Below are 15770 nucleotides of genomic sequence, written 5' to 3'. Positions count from 1 at the left end.
GACGAGAGTGTGGCATATGGTTGGGCATACAGTGTTTTGCAGCCTCGGCATCCTGTCGTGCAGATGGGGAATGGGCCTACACCGCCCCGCGCCCGGTGCTCCTACGATGGTCAACAACCCACCTGCGCCCCTGTGACGCCCAAGGAACACCCCATGCCCACGACCGCCGATCCCCGCACGACCGAAGCCTCGGTGGACACCACCAGGCGCCAGACCGCCGCCACCCCCACCCGCGGCGACGCCGATGCGGCCAACGCCGCCCAGGAAGAAAACCCCAAGCTGCCGCACGAGCGCGACCAGTCGGTCGACATGACCCATGGCAAGCCCGACGCCCAGGTACAGCAGGCCTACCGCGACGTGCAGCGCGGCCTGCAGGACACGGACCGAGGTCCCCCGGCCGACAAGGCCTACCAGAAGCAGAAGTAGCCTGGCCCGCGCCGCGCAGGCCGCCCTGCCGGTGTATGCGCCAGAACAACACCCTGGGAATGCGCGTCGGGTGCGGGCGTTGCTGTGCGCCATTCAATGGTTGCCAGCGCAACCCATTCCCCTATACTGAAAAGCACTGAAACGGCACCCCCGTGCGAAAGCCGGGCCCGCAAAGTCACCGGTCTACCGGTACCGAGAGCATGTCTCGGCACCCACGACAGCGGGACTGCCACGTTGAAATCCAGGGTTGCTCAGGGAAACCGCCGTCTCAGTGGTCATCACACCCAACCGAGAGGCCGCCCCAGCGATGCAACACCGCCCAGGTCCCGCACTCGCCGTTTCTGCTCCTGATCTTCCTGCTTCGAGCGCGGGCCGGGCCATCCATGGCCGCCTTCACGGGCGCCATCCTGCTGCACAGGGGGCTTGACGGATATGGGCGACGGGCTGGTCATCGGTACCCAGGACATTGCGCAGAAGGACCAACTGGTGCTGCGCGCCCTGGTGCGCCTGCTCGACGGCGGCGTGAACATCCGCGCGCGCTTCAGCGAGCAGCTGGCCGAGTGCAATGTGGTCTTCGTTCCGGGCCACTGGCCCTACCGTTTCCATGCGCCCTGCATCACGGTGCGCGTGCTCGACCCCGCCGACACCAGCGCGGCGCTGGAGCAGACCGCTGACCTCACCGTGGCCACGCCGCTGCGCATGAGCAACGTCATCGCCGTGCTGCAGTCGGCCACCCAGCGGGTATACGGCGTGTCGCAGTTCGATCCGGTCAAGGGCCAGCGCGCCCTGTTCGAACTGCTCGGTGAGCACACCCGCACGGCCGAGCGCCGCCGCGCCGTGGTGCCCATGAGCGCGGGCCAGCAGGTCGTGTTCGACTTCGTGCAGCAATTGGTGCACACCTCCATGCCCATGGAGGTGCTGCTCTCGGGCGCCTACACACTGGGCGAGCCGCATCGCGTGAGCCCGGTCGAGGAAGAGCTCATCCGCTCCGTGCCCTCGCACAGCCTGCGGCAGCTGCTGTGGAGCCTGGCGATGCGACTGGCGCAGAAGGGTGCCAGCGCACCGGTGCGCACGGGCCACTACCGGCTGCTACGCTGGCCCGATGCCATCGGCCTGTCGTCTGCAGGCCACCCGCGCCTGGCGGCGCTGCTCACCAGCCGGGCCCTGAGCTACGAGCAGCTGTGCGCCAAGAGCGGCGTGCCCGAAGCGACGGTGCGCTGGTTCCTCGAAGCCAGCCTGGCCCTGGGCCTGGCGGTGGAGGAGATCGCGCCTGCGGCTGCCGCTACCGCCGTGGCGGCCCCTGCGCCGGCGGCCAAGACCCCTGTTCCTGCCGCCGCCCCCGCAGGCTGGCTCGGCAATCTTCGAGAACGGCTCAAGCTATGGTGACGCCCTCCTCCGCGCCTGCGGTGTTTGCAGGCGGCTCCCGCGATCTCAAGATCGTTTTCACCGGCCCCATGGGCGCCGGCAAGACCACCGCGATCCAGGCCATCAGCGATGGCCAGGCCCTGTCCACGGACGTGCCCATCACCGGCTGGGCGGAGCTGCCCATGCCCGGCAAGACCATGACCACCGTGGGCCTGGACTACGGCGAGTGCCAGATGGATGGCGGCCAGTGGAAGCTCAAGCTCTTCGGCACGCCCGGCCAGGAGCGCTTTCGCTTCATGTGGGACATCCTGGGCGCGGGCGCCTTCGGCCTGATCGTGCTGGCCGACAACTCCCAGCGCGACCCCGTGGGCGAGGTGGCGCGCTACCTCAAGGCCTTTGCGCCGCATGTGCCGGCCCGGCGCACGGTGGTTGGCGTGGGCCGGCTCGACACCCACCCCTCGCCCGGCATCGCCGACTACTGCGAGCAACTGGGCGCCCTGGGGTACAACCCTCCGGTGCTGGAGGTGGACGTGCGGCGCGATGCCGACGTGCGCCTCCTGCTGTCGGTTCTGGTGAGCATGGCGGAGATCGAACATGAGTAGCAGCAGCAACATCGGCGGTACCCCTGGCCTGGCGCCTGTCGCCACGTCCTTGCGCCTGGTCACCATCGCGCAGCTGGCCGGGCTGCTCGGTGAACTGCAGCGCGGCACCCCGGGCATCCTGAGCGCCACGCTGGCCAGCGCCGATGGCTTCACCGTGGCCTCCACGCTCTCGGACAGCCAGGATGCCGACAAGCTGTCGGCCATGTCCGGCTCGCTCAGCGCGCTGGCCGGCGCCATGACGCGCGAGGCCGGCCACAGCGCGCCCGAGCGGCTGATCCTCGAATCGGGCAGCGGCCACATCGTCTCGATGAACCTGTCCGTGCCTTCCGGCGACCTGGTGCTCACCGTGGTCACCAACGAATCATCGCTGCTGGGAAAGCTGCTCTGGAGCTGCCGCAACACCGCCGACCAGGTGATTGCTGCCTGCGCCACGGTGCCGCAGCCGGGCTGACCCCCTTCCATTGCCGTTCCCGTTCCCTTGTTCCACCACCACCGGAGACCCCGCCATGGCATTGACCCCCAAAGAACTCCTGAACCAGCTGATGCAGACCGAGGGCGCGATGTGCGCCGCGCTGGTGGACTACAACAGCGGCATGCTGCTCGAGTCCGTGGGCAGCGGCATGGACCTGGAGCTGGCTGCCGCGGGCAACACCGAGGTCGTGCGCGCCAAGATGAAGACCATGAAGTCGCTGGGCATGCAGGGGAGCATCGAGGACATCCTGATCACGCTGACCCACCAGTACCACATCATCCGCCCGGTGGAAAAGCACGACGGCCTGTTCATCTACTACGTGCTCGACCGCAGCCGCGCCAACCTGGCCATGGCCCGCCGCAAGGTGCTCGAGGCCGAGTCGCAGACCGCCATCTGAGTACCGTCAGGCGCCGCGCGTGAACCAGCGCGGCAGCTCGGGCAAGGCCTCTTGCAGCGAGCCAAGCACCGCCACGCAGGCCTGCGCCACCTCGGGTGCAGGCTGCAGCAGGTCGGGCACCACCACCAGGCCCATGCCCGCGGCCAGGGCCGCGCAGGCACCGTTGTGGCTGTCCTCGAAGGCCAGGCACAGCGCCGGGTCCACCCCCAGCCGCGCGGCGGCCAACGCGTACAGCGCCGGGTCGGGCTTGCCGCGCAGCACCTCGTTGCCCCCGGCCACGGCCTTGAAGTGCGGCAGCACGCCCACGCGCGCCAGGCGCTGCGCGATCTCGTCGGTGCGCGAGGACGAGGCCACCGCACACGGAATGCCCGCGGCCTGCAATCGCGCGAGCAGCGCGGCCGCGCCGGGCTTGAGCGGGAACAGCAGCTCCCTGCCCTCCCCTTCCTCCAGCGCGGCCCGCACCCCCGCCAGGGCCTGCTCGAACGGCGCCACCCCGCCCAGGTGCGCCTGCAGGATGGCGTGCGAGTCCTGCGCCGCCTTGCCCACCACCTGCAGGTAGTCGCTCTCGCGCAGCACTACGCCCAGGGCCAGGGCCGCATCGGTCCAGGCGCGCAGGGTGGCGCGCTCGGAATCGATGAGCAGGCCGTCCATGTCGAAGATGGCGGCAGCGAAGGGCGGGCGAGGTGCTTGCATCGAAATATGATGCCCGCAAAAACCAATGCCTTGAGGGAACATGGAAAGCACGACACGATTCACGCTGGTCTGCAAGAACGAGGCCGATGCCGATGCCTTGCATGCCGTTTTCAGCACCCCCGATGGCGCCCCGCTCGAAGCGGCCATCAAGGCCTTCTTCGCGGCCCGCAAGATCGCCATCCACCCCACGGACCACCTGGGCTTCGACCACTATGGGCGCTCGGGCCGGGTGATCGACGCGGTCTTTACCGCGGGCTCGACCGATGTCGGGGACTTCATCGTTCCCCTGTCCAAGGTCTGCCATGCCCTGCATGCGGAACTGGTCGATGACGAGGTGGCGCGCAAGCTCGAATACGGTTTCATCGACGGCAGGAAGAAGCCGCCCGCCGACGTGGTGGCGTTGATGAAGACCCTGGTCCCGACCGCCCAGCTGGGCCGCGTGGGCAGGGCCATCGAGGCCGCCGAGCGCGAGCAGAACGACCCGACCTATGCCTTCATCCGCGCCATCGGGTTCTCCAAGAACCAGGCCACCGTGCAGGCCCTGCTGGAAAAGGGGGCGGACCCCAACAGCAAGTTCTCCTCAGGCTACTCCTGCCTGAACAAGGCCATCACCGACAAGCGCGTGAAGGTCGTGCAACTGATGCTGGAGCATGGCGCCGACCCCAACCTGCCGCACAAGGGGTCTCCCAACCTCTACGAGGCCTGCCGGTTCTCCGCGCCCAAGATCGTGGACCTGCTGCTGAAGCATGGCGCCGATCCTGACCTGCGCGAGAAGGGATCTTCGGAAACCAGCTACCCCATCGAGATCGCCATCTATTATCACCAGGCCAAGATCGTGCAGTCGCTGCTGGACAAGGGTGCCGGCACCCGCGGCCTGCCCAAGCTGGCCAATCTGCTGGAGTTCACGGCCACCTCGTTCGACGCCATGCACGGGAACCTGGACGGCAAGCTCGCCATCTTCAAGCTGCTGGTGCGCGACCCGGCGTGGAAGGCGGAGCTGCGGGAAAACCGCGACCGGCTGACCGGCATGCTTGAGCAGTCGTTCGCCGCCTACAAGTACCAGACGCCCAAGGACCGCAAGGACTTCGACGACATCCTCGCGTTCGTGGCTGCGGCCTGACCTCCCGAGGTCAGCCGCGTTGCTGCAGCGCCCGCTCGATGCGGTTGCGCTGCACGGTCGTCTTGGGCACCTTGAAGGGGAACCAGCTGCGCACGTCCTCCTCGAGGCCGATGCCGTGCATGTAGTTGTAGATGGCCTTCTTGAGCGCCCCGCCCAGCGCGTCGTGGTCCACGCCCGTGGGGTCGTGGAAGCCGATGTCGTTCTTGGCGAAGCTCACGGGCGGCAGGGGCTCCAGCGTCACGCCGTATTCCTCGGGCGCCTTGCCCACGGGCGAGTGCACGGTGCAGGCAAAGCGGTGGAAAAACCCACTCTGGATGCAGCCGTTGGCGAACAGCTGGCGCACGTACTCGAGCGCGTCCACCGTGTCCTGCACGGTCTGCGTCGGAAAGCCGTACATCAGGTAGGCATGCACCAGGATGCCCGCGTCGGTGAAGGCCCGCGTCACGCGCGCCACCTGGTCCACCGAAACGCCCTTCTTCATCAGGTCGAGCAGCCGGTCCGAGGCGACTTCGAGCCCGCCCGAGACGGCGATGCAGCCGCTGTCGGCCAGCAGTTCGGCCAGCTCGGGCGTGAAGGTCTTCTCGAAGCGGATGTTGCCCCACCACGAGATGCCCGTGTTGCGCGCGATCAGCTCGGTGGCCAGGGTCTTGAGCGCCTTGGGCGGCGCGGCCTCGTCCACGAAGTGGAAACCCGTCTGCCCCGTCTCGCGCACGATGGCCTCGATGCGGTCGGCCAGCACCGCAGCCGAGGCACCCTCGTAGCGGCTGATGTAATCCAGGCTCACGTCGCAGAAGCTGCACTTCTTCCAGTAACAGCCGTGGGCCACGGTGAGCTTGTTCCAGCGCCCGTCGCTCCACAGCCGGTGCATGGGGTTGAGCATGTCCAGGAGCGACAAATACTTGTCCAGCGGCAGCCCGTCCCAGGTGGGCGTGCCCACCTCGGCGAAGGCGATGTCCGCCTCCTGCATGTTGACGTAGCGCACGGCCTGCGTGTCCGCATCGCGCACGAAGGTGCGCACCAGGCGCTGGCGCCCGCGCTGGCCCTGCACATGCTCCAGCAGCGCCAGCAGCGGGCGCTCGCCCGCGTCCAGCGCCACGTAGTCGAAGTGGTCGAACACGCGCGGCTCGGTCAGGTCGCGCAGCTCGGTGTTCACGAAGCCGCCGCCCAGCACGGTGACGATGTGCGGGTGCGCCGCCTTGATCGCCTGCGCGATGCGAAAGGCCGCGTACACCGCCCCGGGGAAGGGCACGGACAGCAGCACCACCGTGGGCGCATGGCGCTCCACCGCGGCCAGGGCCAGCGTGCGCAAGGTCTCGTCCACCAGGTTCAGGGGCTCGGCCAGCGCCGCGGCCAGCGGGTCGAAGGTGGGTTGGCTGCCGGCCAGCGACTCGGCGTAGCGCACGAACTCGAAGCGCTTGTCCACCGCGTCGCGCAGCACGTCGGCCAGGTCGTTGAGGTACAGCGTGGCCAGGTGCTTGGCCCGGTCGTGCAGGCCCAGTGCGCCGAAGGCCCAGCCCAGCGGGTCGCCGCCCTCGTCGTCCACGTAGACGTCGAGCGTGGCAAAGCGCGGCCCCTCGGGCAGGAAGTTGCGGCCCACGATGCGGTGCGCCAGCGTGGTGTCGCGCCCCTGCAAAAAGGCGATGGTGGGCGCGATGGTGGCCAGGTAGCGGTCGCGCTGCGCCGCGAAGGCCTGCACGGCAGGGCTGTGCTTCTTGGCGGGCAGCGCATCCACCTTGGCCGCCACGGCGCGCAAGCCCTCGGGCGAGAGCAGCTGCAGCACCAGGGCCAGTGCCAGGTCCTCCTGCACCGCCGTGATGCCGCGCGAGCGCAGGAAGCCCGTGAGGTAGGCGGTCGACGGGTAGGGCGTGTTCAGCTGCGTCATCGGCGGGATGACGGACAGGACGCGGAGCGGTGGGGCGGACATGGTGGGGGCGGCCAGGGCGATGCAGTGCCGCCTTGTGGGGAATCGTGGAAGTGCCCGATTATCCCGCCAGGCCCTTACCCGGTGGGCGCGTCGGCCTTACATCGGCTGGGCCGGCGGCTCCACCGCCACGTCTGGCGTGCCGGCCAGGTAGTTGTTCTTCACGCGCACATAGTGCTCGGCCGAATAGCGCAGGTAGGCGATTTCCTTGTCGGTCAGCGCACGCTGGCGCACGGCGGGCCGGCCGATGTAGAGGTAGCCACTTTCCAGCACCTTGCCGGGGGACACCAGGCTGCCCGCGCCCAGCATCACGCGGTCGCCGATCACGGCGTCGTCCATGACGATCGAGCCCATGCCGATCAGGCACTCATTTCCAATGCGGCAGCCGTGCAGGATCACCGCGAGGCCGATGGTCACATGGCTGCCGATGATGAGCGGCGAGCCCTCGGGCTTGCTGGCATTGCGGTGCGAGACATGGCCCATGGTCAGGTCCTGCACATTGCTGGCCTCCCCCACCACAATGCGGTTCACATCGCCGCGCAGCACGGCGTTGCACCAGACCGAGGCGTCCTTGCCCAGGGTGACGTCGCCGATCACCTGGGCGGATTCGTGGAGGAAGACGCCGGTGGCGAGCACGGGCGCAGTGTCGAGGTAGGGAGCGGTGGGCATGGTTTTGGGGGGCTCGGGATTGCAAAGCGCCGAGCGTAGTGCAAAGTCAGTCTCGGCCGCTCAGGTGGGCTGCGATCAGCGGAGCCACCAGCGCCGCATGCCGGTTCGCCAGATCGTGCGCCCCACCGGGTACCACGTGCAGCCGGCTCCGGGGCAGCAGCGCCAGCAGGCGCCGACCCACGCCCACGGGGCTGATGGGGTCGGCATCGCCCCACAGCAGCAGCGTGGGCGCCGCCAAGGTGGCCAGGGCGCCGCTCAGGTCCTCGCGGTAGTCGGCGAACCAGGGCGGCACCGTGGGGTGGGCCTGGGCGAAGGCCGGCCGCCAGTCCTGCGCGCCATGGGCGGCCATGTCCACGCCGCCCGAGGTGGCGGTGAGCACCAGGTGCGTGACTTGCCCGGGGCGCCGCAGCGCGGCCTGGACGGCCACGATGCCGCCCATGGATTGGGCGACCAACGCGGTGGGCTGGTCGATGGCATCCACCACGCGCGCCACCAGGTCCGCCATCCCGCGCACGGCGGGGTCGTTCGGCACCGGGCCGAAGCCGGGCCAGCCCATCAGCCGGCGGGCGGCCGGGTGGTCCAGCAGGCCGGACACGGGCTGCCAGAACTGCGGGTCGCCGCCGACGCCCGGGAGAAAGAGGATCTGGGAGGGGTGTTGCGCATGCCGCTGTGCCATGGGGCGGCAGCATACGCCGTATGCGTCAGGCTGGTGCCGCGACGGCGTAGAAGCCCAGGAACATGTCCACCGCATCCTCCAGCACCTGCTGGCGCAGCGCGGGGGCCAGCTGCGGCTGCCCCATGGCCAGCTGCGGCCAGAAGGCGAAGGACTTGACCAGGCCATGCAGCTGGTGGGCGGCGTACTGCGGGTCCACCCCGGCGCGCAGGCGGCCGTCCTGCTGGGCGGCGCGCAGCCACTGCGGCAGGCCCTCTTCCTTTTCGGACAGGCGGTCCACCAGGGCACGGGCGCGTTCGGGTGTGTGCATCAGCTCGGCCATGGCCACGCGCGACAGGTCGATGAAGCTCGCGTCGTCCAGCATCTGCATCTTCTGCTCCAGCACGGCCAGCAGCTGCGCGCGCAGCGGGCCGTCCGCGTCGTAGCGGATCTCGGCCTGCGCATGGCTGCGCTCCCACATCTGGGCCAGGATGGCCTCGAACAGCTCGTCCTTGCTCGGGAAGTGGTTGTACACCGTGCGCTTGGAGACATCGGCGGCCGCGGCCACGCGGTCCATGCTGGTGCCGGCAAAGCCGTTCTCGCGGAACTCCGCGATCGCGGCCTGCACGATGGCCTCGCGCTTGCGGTCGGTCAGGCGGGTCGGGGCGGCGGTGGGGGCTATCGGGTGCATAGGAGAAATTTTACACCGGGTAGTTTACTTTTTCAGAAACAACACTACACTGTGCAGTGCACTTTTCAGAAAAGGCAGTCCCCATGTTCCGCCGCGTGCCCCGAATCCTCCTCCTCCTCACCGCAATCACCGCCATGGCCTACAGCATCATTTCCTGTGCCACCCTGCCCTCGGGTTCGTACGAGGCGTCGCCCCAGTACCAGGACGGCAAGTTCCGCAACGTTGCGCCGCGCCAGGCGCCCGGCTTCTTCAAGACCGTGGCCATCTTCTGGAAATTTGCCACCGACAAGCCCGCCAATACCGTGCCCAGCAAGCCCATCGAGGTCAAGCCGCTGACCCAGGCCGATGTGCTGGCCGCGCCCGACCAGAGCCTGTGGCGCCTGGGCCATTCGACCATGCTGCTCAAGCTCGACGGCAAGTTCTGGCTCACCGACCCGGTGTTCTCCGAGCGTGCCTCGCCCTTCCAGTTCGCCGGGCCCAAGCGCTTCCACGCGCCACCGCTCACCATCGACGAGCTGCCCCCCATCACCGGCGTGGTGCTCTCGCACGACCACTACGACCACCTGGACTTCGCCGCCATCCAGAAGCTCGCGCCCAAGGTCGAGCATTTCCTCACCCCCCTGGGCGTGGGCGACCGCCTCATCGCTTGGGGCGTGCCGGCCACCAAGGTGCAGCAGTTCGATTGGTGGCAGGGCACCAGCGTGGGCGGCGTGAAATTCGTCGCCACCCCGGCCCAGCACTTCTCGGGCCGCACGCTGTCCGACGGCAACCGCACGCTGTGGGCCTCGTGGGTCATCATGGCCGGCGACACGCGCATCTTCTTCAGCGGCGACACGGGTTACTTCGACGGCTTCAAGGCCATCGGCGAGCGCTACGGCCCCTTCGACCTGACCATGGTCGAGACCGGCGCCTACGACGCCCAGTGGCCCGACGTGCACATGCAGCCCGAGGAAAGCCTGCAGGCCCACCGCGACGTGCGCGGCCACCACATGATGCCCATCCACAACGGCACTTTCGACCTGGCCCTGCACCCCTGGCACGAGCCCTTCGACCGCATCACCCAGCTGGCCGCTGCCGCCAACGTGCCCCTGGTGGCACCGGTGATGGGCGAGCGCCTGGACATCCGCAACCCCGCCCTGTCGCAAAGCTGGTGGAAAAGCGCGCAGTGAGTTGAGTGGTCAGGTGCGCGGCAGGCGCCGGGCCAGCTGGCCCACAATCCGCGCCGCGGCCGTGATCTCGGCGATGTCGAAACCCGCGTAGCCGAACAGCCAGCCGCGCCGCTCTGACGCCATCACGTAGCGCGACAGCGGCGCCAGCATCACCCCCGCCGCCTGGGCCTGGCGGCACAGCGCCTCGTCGTCGCTGCCCGGCGTGCGCTCGCACAGCAGGTGCATGCCGCGGTCGCTCGCGGCCAGCTGCAGGGCGCCGTCGCTGGCATCGGCCAGCGCATCGCGCAGGGCCTGCTGGCGCGCCTGGTACAGCTCGCGCATCTGGCGCAGGTGGCGCAGCAGGTGGCCTTCGGCAATGAACTGCGCGAGCACCGCCTGCGCATCGCCGGGTGCATGCCGGTCGGTGATGGCGCGCGCCATGGCAAAGGGCTGCACCAGCGCCGGCGGCGCCACGATGAAGCCCAGGCGCAGCCCCGGGTGCAGCGTCTTGGAAAAGGTGCCTACGTACAGCACCCGCTCCGACCCCGGCAGGCTGCACAGCGCCGGCACGCGCTGCGCGCCGTACTGGAACTCGCCGTCGTAGTCGTCCTCCACCACCCAGGCATCGTGCGTGCGCGCCCACTGCAGCAGCGCCTGGCGCCGCGCCAGGCCCATGCGCACGCCCGTGGGGTACTGGTGCGTGGGCGTCACCACCGCCATGTGCGCGCCGGGCCAGCGCTGCGTGGCCTCGGCGATGCAGGCACCCTCGCAGTCCATCGCCATGGGCCGGGCCAGCACGCCATGGCCCAGCAGCGCCGCGCGGATGCCGGGGTAGCCCGGGTCTTCCACCAGCACCTCGTCACCCCCGTCCAGCAGCAGCCGCGCGATCAGGTCGATGGCCTGCTGCGAGCCCGAGCACACCACCACCTGGCCTGCGTCGCAGCGGATGCCGCGCGAGGCCCACAGCCATTGCGCCACCGCTTCGCGCAGCTGCGGGTCGCCGGCCGGGTCCAGGTACTGCGCGCGCGCCGCGCGCTGGCCGGGGCCGGCCTGGCGCGCCAGGCGGTCCCACACCGCGTACGGAAACGTGTCCACCTCGGGTGCCCCCATGCGGAAGGCCCTGGCCACCGCCACTGGCGGGTTCCAGCGCGCGGCCGTGTCGGCGATCAGTTGCCCGCGCCGCGACAGGCCGCGCGGCGGCGCCACCAGCTGCTGGCTGCGGGTGGCAGCGCCCGCGGCCGCCTGTGAGACATAGGTGCCGTCGCCCACGCGCGCCTCCACATAGCCCTCGGCCTGCAGGCGCTGCACGGCCCACAGCACCGTGTTGCGCGACACGCCCAGCGCCGCGGCATGCTCGCGCGAGGGCGGCAGCCGCGTGCCCGCGCGCAGGCTGCCCTGCTCAATGGCACCGCGCAGGCGCTCATAGACCTGCTGGCGCAGGGTGCTGGCTGCGGTGGAATTGGCTCTGGCGCTTGGCACGAATTGGCCCCTTCGATGAAGCGGTATCGCAATAGACTGAGGAACCATTGTAGGTAACCCCACGAAAGTCATTCACCATGGCAGAGCATTTCGCCACCATCACCTGGCAACGCGGCAGCGATGATTTCCTCGACAAGCGCTACCACCGCGCCCACACCTGGCAGTTCGACGGCGGTGCCAGCGTGGCCGCATCGTCTTCGCCTCATGTCGTGCCCCTGCCCTACTCCGACGCGGCCGCGGTCGATCCCGAGGAGGCCTACGTCGCCGCGCTCTCCAGCTGCCACATGCTGTGGTTCATGGACTTCACGAGCCGCGCGGGCTTTCGCCTGGACAGCTACACCGACGCCGCCGTGGGCACCATGGCCAGGAACGAAGCGGGCCAGCTCGTTGTGACCCATGTGCAGCTCAAGCCGGTCACGCGCTTCGACCCTGCGCATGCGCCCAGTGCCGAGCAGCTGGGCGAGCTGCACCACAAGGCCCACGCATCGTGCTTTTTGGCCAACTCGGTCAAGACGCAGATCGACTGCGCGCCTGAGCTGCAACTGAGCGAAGGGGGCTGAGCCATGGCCAATGCCAACCGCCAGTTCCGCGTGGCCGATGCCGCCGTGCTGCAAGGCCTGGTGCGTGCCCAGCCCCTGGCCACGCTGGTCATCACGCACGAAGGCGCCCTGCACGCCAACCATGTGCCGCTGTACCTGGACCCCACGCGCGGCGAGCACGGCACGCTGGTGGGCCACGTGGCGCGTGCCAACGGCGTGTGGCCGCTGCTGCCGCAGACGGCCGTGGCCATCTTCCACGGCCCGCAGGCCTATATCTCGCCCACGTGGTACCCCTCCAAGGCCATCGACGGCAAGCAGGTGCCGACCTGGAACTACGCCACGGTGCATGCCCATGGCACGCTCACCGCGCTCAAGGACGACCCGGCCACGCTGCGCGCCATCCTGCACACGCTGAGCGAGGCGCACGAAGCGCACCGCCCCGAGCCCTGGCGCCTGGACGATGCCCCGCCCACCTACATCGAGCAGATGATGCGTGCCATCGTCGGCATCGAGCTTGCGGTGGAACGCTGGGAGGGCGTGTGGAAGGTCAGCCAGAACCGCACCGACACCGACCGCGCCGGCGTGGTGGCCGGCCTGACGGCCGAGAACACGCCCGCCGCGCTGGAGATGGCCGCGCTGGTGCGGCAGGGTTCCCCCGCCTAAGGACTTACGCCTCCAGCATTTCCACGCGCAGCGAGGCCACCGGCCCGGCCACGGCCCGGTGCGACGCGAGCGCATGCACGGCCAGGTCCAGCGTGGACTGGGCGACCGCATCGGTCAGTACCAGGACCTGGGCACCGCTGCCGTGCGGCAGGGCCTTGTCGGCCGCCAGCGCCACCTGCGCCACCGGCACCTGCTGGGCGACCAGCCAGGCGCCCACGGCCTCGATGTCCTGCGGCGCATGCACGGGCACGCGCAGGTAGTGGCGCGTGTGCACGGCGGCGCGTGGCAGCACGGCCAGGTGCTCGTCCACCGCGTGGGCATGGAAGCCCAGGTGCGGTACGCGCTGGGCCGCGTTCGTGCCGTCGAGCCGCGCCACGTCCACGAGGTCGGCGATCACGGCCGATGCCGTCTGCTCCGAGCCGGCGCCCGCGCCGTAGTACATGGTCACCCCGGCCGCATCGCCCTTGACCAGGATGCCGTTCATCGAGCCGTTGACGTGTGCCAGCAGGTGCGTGGCTGGCACCAGCGCGGGCTGCACGCGCAGCTCCACACCGTCGTCACCCCGTTTTCGCGCCACGCCGAGCAGCTTGATGCGGTAGCCCAGCTGCTCGGCACACGCCACATCCAGCCCCTGCAGCGCGGTGATGCCCTCCACCTGGGCATCGGCAAAGCGCACCGGCATGCCGAAGGCATTGGCCGCCAGCAGCGTGATCTTGTGCGCCGCGTCCACGCCCTCGATGTCGAAGGCCGGGTCGGCCTCGGCATAGCCCAGGGCCTGCGCCTGCGTGAGCGCCTGCGCAAAGCCCAGGCCCTCGTCGCGCATCTTGCTCAGGATGAAGTTGGTGGTGCCGTTGATGATGCCCGCCACCCACTCGATGCGGTTGGCCGTGAGGCCCTCGCGCAGCGCCTTGATGATGGGGATGCTGACGGCCACCGCGCCCTCGTAGGCCAGCGCCACGCCGTGCTGGCGCGCCGCGGCGAACAGCTCGTTGCCATGCACCGCCAGCAGCGCCTTGTTGGCCGTCACCACGTGCTTGCCGGCCGCCATGGCCGCCAGCAGCCATTCGCGCGCCGGGCCGGTGCCGCCCGCGGCCTCCACCACCACGTCCACCTCGGGGTGGGTGGCGACCTGCATCGGGTCGTTGGTCAGCGCCACGCCGGTGCCCACCACGCCGGCCGCGCGCGCCAGGTTGCGCGCGGCCACCACCACCACCTCGATGCCGCGCCCCGCGCGCCCGGCAATGGTGGCCTGGTTGCGCGCCAGCACGCGGAAGGTGCCCGCGCCCACGGTGCCAATGCCGATCATGCCCACGCGCAGGGGGCGGGTGGCAGCAGGCATGGCCATGGTCGTGGCAATGCTGCTGTGCTGTGCAGGCTGAAGGGACTGGACGGGATCGCGGTACATAAAGAGCTTCCTTCTCCGGGTTGCTGGCTGCCGGGCAGCCAAAAAACAAACGAACAAACAAAACAAAAACCCAGCTGCCAGAGCTGGGTTTCATTCGTTCATTCCGGGAAGGAGGGAGAGAGCGATCACCAGGTGGCTGCCGAAACGGCCACCTGCGCGTGCTCAGGTGGCCGCGGGGGTAATGGTGGTAATCATTCGTGCACCCATCGCCCGCGTGAACGCAGGCAGCATCATGCAGGCGCCCATGGGGGCAGCGGCAGCACGTGCGGTGTGGATGGAGGTGTACGACATGGCTGCCAGTGTAGCGGATCGGGCCTGGGGGGCGTCAAGGGGCGGTGTGGCGCAGGCGCTGCGCGATGCAGCTACGCCTCGCGTTCCGCCTCGGGCCACAGCTTCGGAAAGTAAAAGCGCAGTGCGTGCTGCGGCACGCCAAAACGCAGCTTGCCGTGCGGCGAGTCGGTCTCCAGCAGGCCGCGCTGCAGCAATGCGCTGATCTGCGTGGTGGCCATGCGGTCGCCCAGCCCCAGCATCGCCTTGAAGTCCCGGCGCTCCAGGGCCCCCTGCGTCACGAACAGGTAGTGCAATGCGCGCAAGGACTCGGTGCGTACCCCTTGTTTCACCACATGCTCCTCGAAGCCCAGGCAGGCCGCGATGCGGTCCTGCATGTCCTGCGGTGCGAGCAGGCCGGTCATCAACTGCACCTGCTCCCCGCACTGGGCCAGCACATAGCCGATCCACGCCTCCAGGCCCCGGGGATCGGTGGCCGCAGCCAAGTGGGCCCGGTAGGCATCCTGGCTGCGCGCGAACCCGCGCAGCGGCGACCACAGGCCATTGGTCAGGCCCAGATGCCCCAGCACCAGATGGGTGTGCAGCCCGGCCACGCGGCCACTGCCCTCGCGGAACGGCTGGATCCCCAGCAGGCGCTGGTGCGACGCGGCCATGGCCAGCACCGGCATGCCGCCCCCGTTGACGCCGCCGTAGCCATTTCCCCACTGTTCCAGCAACGCTCGTACTTTTGCAGGCCCGGTTTGCAGCGCACCGGGCCGCAGCGTGGCGCCCCCTTTCAAGGCCCGGTCGACCTCGGGCAGGCGCGCATACACATCCTGGTGGATGTCGCACACCATTTGGGGCGACCACACCGTTTTGGCATCCCACGCGGGCCACCGCATTTCCAGCTGGGCCTCGGTGGCCATGTGCGCCAGCGCCAGCCGCTGGCGCCCGGCTTTTTCCGGATCGGCAGCCGGCTCGCCGCGCAGGGCCTGCTCGATCTCCAGTGGCTGCATTTTCAGACCCTCGAACTTTTGGGCGTAGTACGCGTTCATCGCCCGCAGCAATCCGCGCAGCCCGCCCAGGGCCCCGGGCTGGCACAGGCCCGACAGCCGGTCGGCCCCGCGGACCAGGCCATGCGCCTGCTCCAGCAAGGGCGCCAATCGGCGCGTTGCTGGCAGCAGGGGTTGCATCTGTGAAGGGTGGGTGTACTGCGAAAAATATTGCGACTTAAAAAGCATCGCCAAGTCTATGACTTGAA

The 15770-nt window shown here is 69.3% G+C and carries 17 protein-coding genes and 1 riboswitch; of the genes, 9 read left to right on the top strand and 8 right to left on the bottom strand.

Annotated elements, in window-relative coordinates; all coding sequences use genetic code 11:
- Positions 1–153: 153 nt before the first annotated feature.
- The 5 genes from AC07PF_RS06435 (at position 154) to AC07PF_RS06415 (ending at position 3262) form a co-directional block, all read left to right on the top strand.
- On the top strand, positions 154–426 hold the full coding sequence (locus AC07PF_RS06435; RefSeq protein ID WP_145694116.1) for a hypothetical protein: 273 nt from the start codon (positions 154–156) through the stop codon (positions 424–426).
- A gap of 133 nt (positions 427–559) precedes the next feature.
- A riboswitch (cyclic di-GMP riboswitch) is annotated at positions 560–660 on the top strand.
- A 189-nt stretch (positions 661–849) separates the two neighbouring features.
- On the top strand, positions 850–1812 hold the full coding sequence (locus AC07PF_RS06430) for a hypothetical protein (RefSeq protein ID WP_494611238.1): 963 nt from the start codon (positions 850–852) through the stop codon (positions 1810–1812).
- Entirely contained in the window at positions 1806–2393 is a 588-nt protein-coding gene (locus tag AC07PF_RS06425) for a GTP-binding protein (RefSeq protein ID WP_007861768.1), read from the top strand. Before AC07PF_RS06430 ends, AC07PF_RS06425 begins: the two co-directional genes overlap by 7 nt.
- The gene (locus AC07PF_RS06420) at positions 2386–2844 is read left to right on the top strand and encodes a roadblock/LC7 domain-containing protein (protein WP_007861767.1); all 459 of its coding nucleotides are present in this window, start codon (positions 2386–2388) and stop codon (positions 2842–2844) included. The genes AC07PF_RS06425 and AC07PF_RS06420 overlap by 8 nt, the downstream gene beginning before the upstream one ends.
- A 55-nt stretch (positions 2845–2899) precedes the next feature.
- Positions 2900–3262 (top strand): hypothetical protein, encoded by a 363-nt coding sequence (locus AC07PF_RS06415; RefSeq protein ID WP_007861766.1) that lies wholly within the window; start codon positions 2900–2902, stop codon positions 3260–3262.
- Between the two features lie 6 nt (positions 3263–3268).
- Here the strand turns inward: AC07PF_RS06415 and AC07PF_RS06410 are convergent, their stop codons facing one another.
- Positions 3269–3955, bottom strand: a complete 687-nt coding sequence (locus AC07PF_RS06410; RefSeq protein WP_494611237.1) for an HAD family hydrolase — start codon at positions 3953–3955, stop codon at positions 3269–3271.
- A gap of 40 nt (positions 3956–3995) precedes the next feature.
- Between AC07PF_RS06410 and AC07PF_RS06405 the strand changes: the two genes are divergently transcribed.
- Positions 3996–5075, top strand: coding sequence for an ankyrin repeat domain-containing protein (locus AC07PF_RS06405; protein ID WP_494611235.1), 1080 nt, complete (start codon positions 3996–3998; stop codon positions 5073–5075).
- A gap of 10 nt (positions 5076–5085) precedes the next feature.
- On the opposite strand, the gene AC07PF_RS06400 is transcribed toward AC07PF_RS06405, so the two are convergent.
- From AC07PF_RS06400 to AC07PF_RS06385, 4 genes are all read right to left on the bottom strand, one after another.
- Positions 5086–6999, bottom strand: coding sequence for a B12-binding domain-containing radical SAM protein (locus tag AC07PF_RS06400; RefSeq protein WP_494611234.1), 1914 nt, complete (start codon positions 6997–6999; stop codon positions 5086–5088).
- A gap of 96 nt (positions 7000–7095) precedes the next feature.
- Positions 7096–7665: a gamma carbonic anhydrase family protein gene (locus AC07PF_RS06395; protein ID WP_494611233.1), complete on the bottom strand. Its 570-nt coding sequence runs from the start codon at positions 7663–7665 to the stop codon at positions 7096–7098.
- Positions 7666–7711: 46 nt separating this feature from the next.
- Positions 7712–8341 (bottom strand): alpha/beta fold hydrolase, encoded by a 630-nt coding sequence (locus tag AC07PF_RS06390; protein ID WP_494611232.1) that lies wholly within the window; start codon positions 8339–8341, stop codon positions 7712–7714.
- 25 nt (positions 8342–8366) lie between these two features.
- On the bottom strand, positions 8367–9008 hold the full coding sequence (locus AC07PF_RS06385) for a TetR/AcrR family transcriptional regulator (protein WP_494611231.1): 642 nt from the start codon (positions 9006–9008) through the stop codon (positions 8367–8369).
- Between the two features lie 134 nt (positions 9009–9142).
- Between AC07PF_RS06385 and AC07PF_RS06380 the strand changes: the two genes are divergently transcribed.
- Positions 9143–10177: an MBL fold metallo-hydrolase gene (locus AC07PF_RS06380; RefSeq protein ID WP_494611230.1), complete on the top strand. Its 1035-nt coding sequence runs from the start codon at positions 9143–9145 to the stop codon at positions 10175–10177.
- A gap of 9 nt (positions 10178–10186) precedes the next feature.
- On the opposite strand, the gene pdxR is transcribed toward AC07PF_RS06380, so the two are convergent.
- Positions 10187–11635, bottom strand: a complete 1449-nt coding sequence (gene pdxR, locus AC07PF_RS06375; protein WP_494611229.1) for a MocR-like pyridoxine biosynthesis transcription factor PdxR — start codon at positions 11633–11635, stop codon at positions 10187–10189.
- Between the two features lie 77 nt (positions 11636–11712).
- On the opposite strand from pdxR, the gene AC07PF_RS06370 reads away from it, so the two are divergent.
- Together AC07PF_RS06370 and AC07PF_RS06365 are read left to right on the top strand one after the other, a co-directional pair.
- Positions 11713–12195 carry an OsmC family protein gene (locus AC07PF_RS06370; protein WP_494611228.1) on the top strand — a complete coding sequence of 161 codons (483 nt, stop codon included), beginning with the start codon at positions 11713–11715 and terminating at the stop codon, positions 12193–12195.
- Positions 12196–12198: 3 nt separating this feature from the next.
- On the top strand, positions 12199–12837 hold the full coding sequence (locus AC07PF_RS06365) for an FMN-binding negative transcriptional regulator (RefSeq protein ID WP_494611227.1): 639 nt from the start codon (positions 12199–12201) through the stop codon (positions 12835–12837).
- Positions 12838–12841: 4 nt separating this feature from the next.
- Here the strand turns inward: AC07PF_RS06365 and AC07PF_RS06360 are convergent, their stop codons facing one another.
- Positions 12842–14242, bottom strand: a complete 1401-nt coding sequence (locus tag AC07PF_RS06360) for a homoserine dehydrogenase (protein WP_494611226.1) — start codon at positions 14240–14242, stop codon at positions 12842–12844.
- A gap of 362 nt (positions 14243–14604) precedes the next feature.
- The gene (locus AC07PF_RS06355; RefSeq protein ID WP_494611403.1) at positions 14605–15750 is read right to left on the bottom strand and encodes a Fic family protein; all 1146 of its coding nucleotides are present in this window, start codon (positions 15748–15750) and stop codon (positions 14605–14607) included.
- Between the last annotated feature and the right edge of the window lie 20 nt (positions 15751–15770).

Source organism: Acidovorax sp. GW821-FHT10A04 (genome assembly GCF_059415825.1).
This window is presented reverse-complemented; position numbering and strand designations above follow the sequence as displayed.

What these genes read in the sequence shown, in the direction of transcription:
- AC07PF_RS06435 (WP_145694116.1), top strand. Translation starts at nt 154, where the DNA reads ATGCCCACGACCGCCGATCCCCGCACGACCGAAGCCTCGGTGGACACC.
- AC07PF_RS06425 (WP_007861768.1), top strand. Translation starts at nt 1,806, where the DNA reads ATGGTGACGCCCTCCTCCGCGCCTGCGGTGTTTGCAGGCGGCTCCCGC.
- AC07PF_RS06420 (WP_007861767.1), top strand. Translation starts at nt 2,386, where the DNA reads ATGAGTAGCAGCAGCAACATCGGCGGTACCCCTGGCCTGGCGCCTGTC.
- AC07PF_RS06415 (WP_007861766.1), top strand. Translation starts at nt 2,900, where the DNA reads ATGGCATTGACCCCCAAAGAACTCCTGAACCAGCTGATGCAGACCGAG.
- AC07PF_RS06410 (WP_494611237.1), bottom strand. Translation starts at nt 3,955, where the DNA reads ATGCAAGCACCTCGCCCGCCCTTCGCTGCCGCCATCTTCGACATGGAC.
- AC07PF_RS06405 (WP_494611235.1), top strand. Translation starts at nt 3,996, where the DNA reads ATGGAAAGCACGACACGATTCACGCTGGTCTGCAAGAACGAGGCCGAT.
- AC07PF_RS06400 (WP_494611234.1), bottom strand. Translation starts at nt 6,999, where the DNA reads ATGTCCGCCCCACCGCTCCGCGTCCTGTCCGTCATCCCGCCGATGACG.
- AC07PF_RS06395 (WP_494611233.1), bottom strand. Translation starts at nt 7,665, where the DNA reads ATGCCCACCGCTCCCTACCTCGACACTGCGCCCGTGCTCGCCACCGGC.
- AC07PF_RS06390 (WP_494611232.1), bottom strand. Translation starts at nt 8,341, where the DNA reads ATGGCACAGCGGCATGCGCAACACCCCTCCCAGATCCTCTTTCTCCCG.
- AC07PF_RS06385 (WP_494611231.1), bottom strand. Translation starts at nt 9,008, where the DNA reads ATGCACCCGATAGCCCCCACCGCCGCCCCGACCCGCCTGACCGACCGC.
- AC07PF_RS06380 (WP_494611230.1), top strand. Translation starts at nt 9,143, where the DNA reads ATGGCCTACAGCATCATTTCCTGTGCCACCCTGCCCTCGGGTTCGTAC.
- AC07PF_RS06370 (WP_494611228.1), top strand. Translation starts at nt 11,713, where the DNA reads ATGGCAGAGCATTTCGCCACCATCACCTGGCAACGCGGCAGCGATGAT.
- AC07PF_RS06365 (WP_494611227.1), top strand. Translation starts at nt 12,199, where the DNA reads ATGGCCAATGCCAACCGCCAGTTCCGCGTGGCCGATGCCGCCGTGCTG.
- AC07PF_RS06360 (WP_494611226.1), bottom strand. Translation starts at nt 14,242, where the DNA reads ATGTACCGCGATCCCGTCCAGTCCCTTCAGCCTGCACAGCACAGCAGC.
- AC07PF_RS06355 (WP_494611403.1), bottom strand. Translation starts at nt 15,750, where the DNA reads ATGCTTTTTAAGTCGCAATATTTTTCGCAGTACACCCACCCTTCACAG.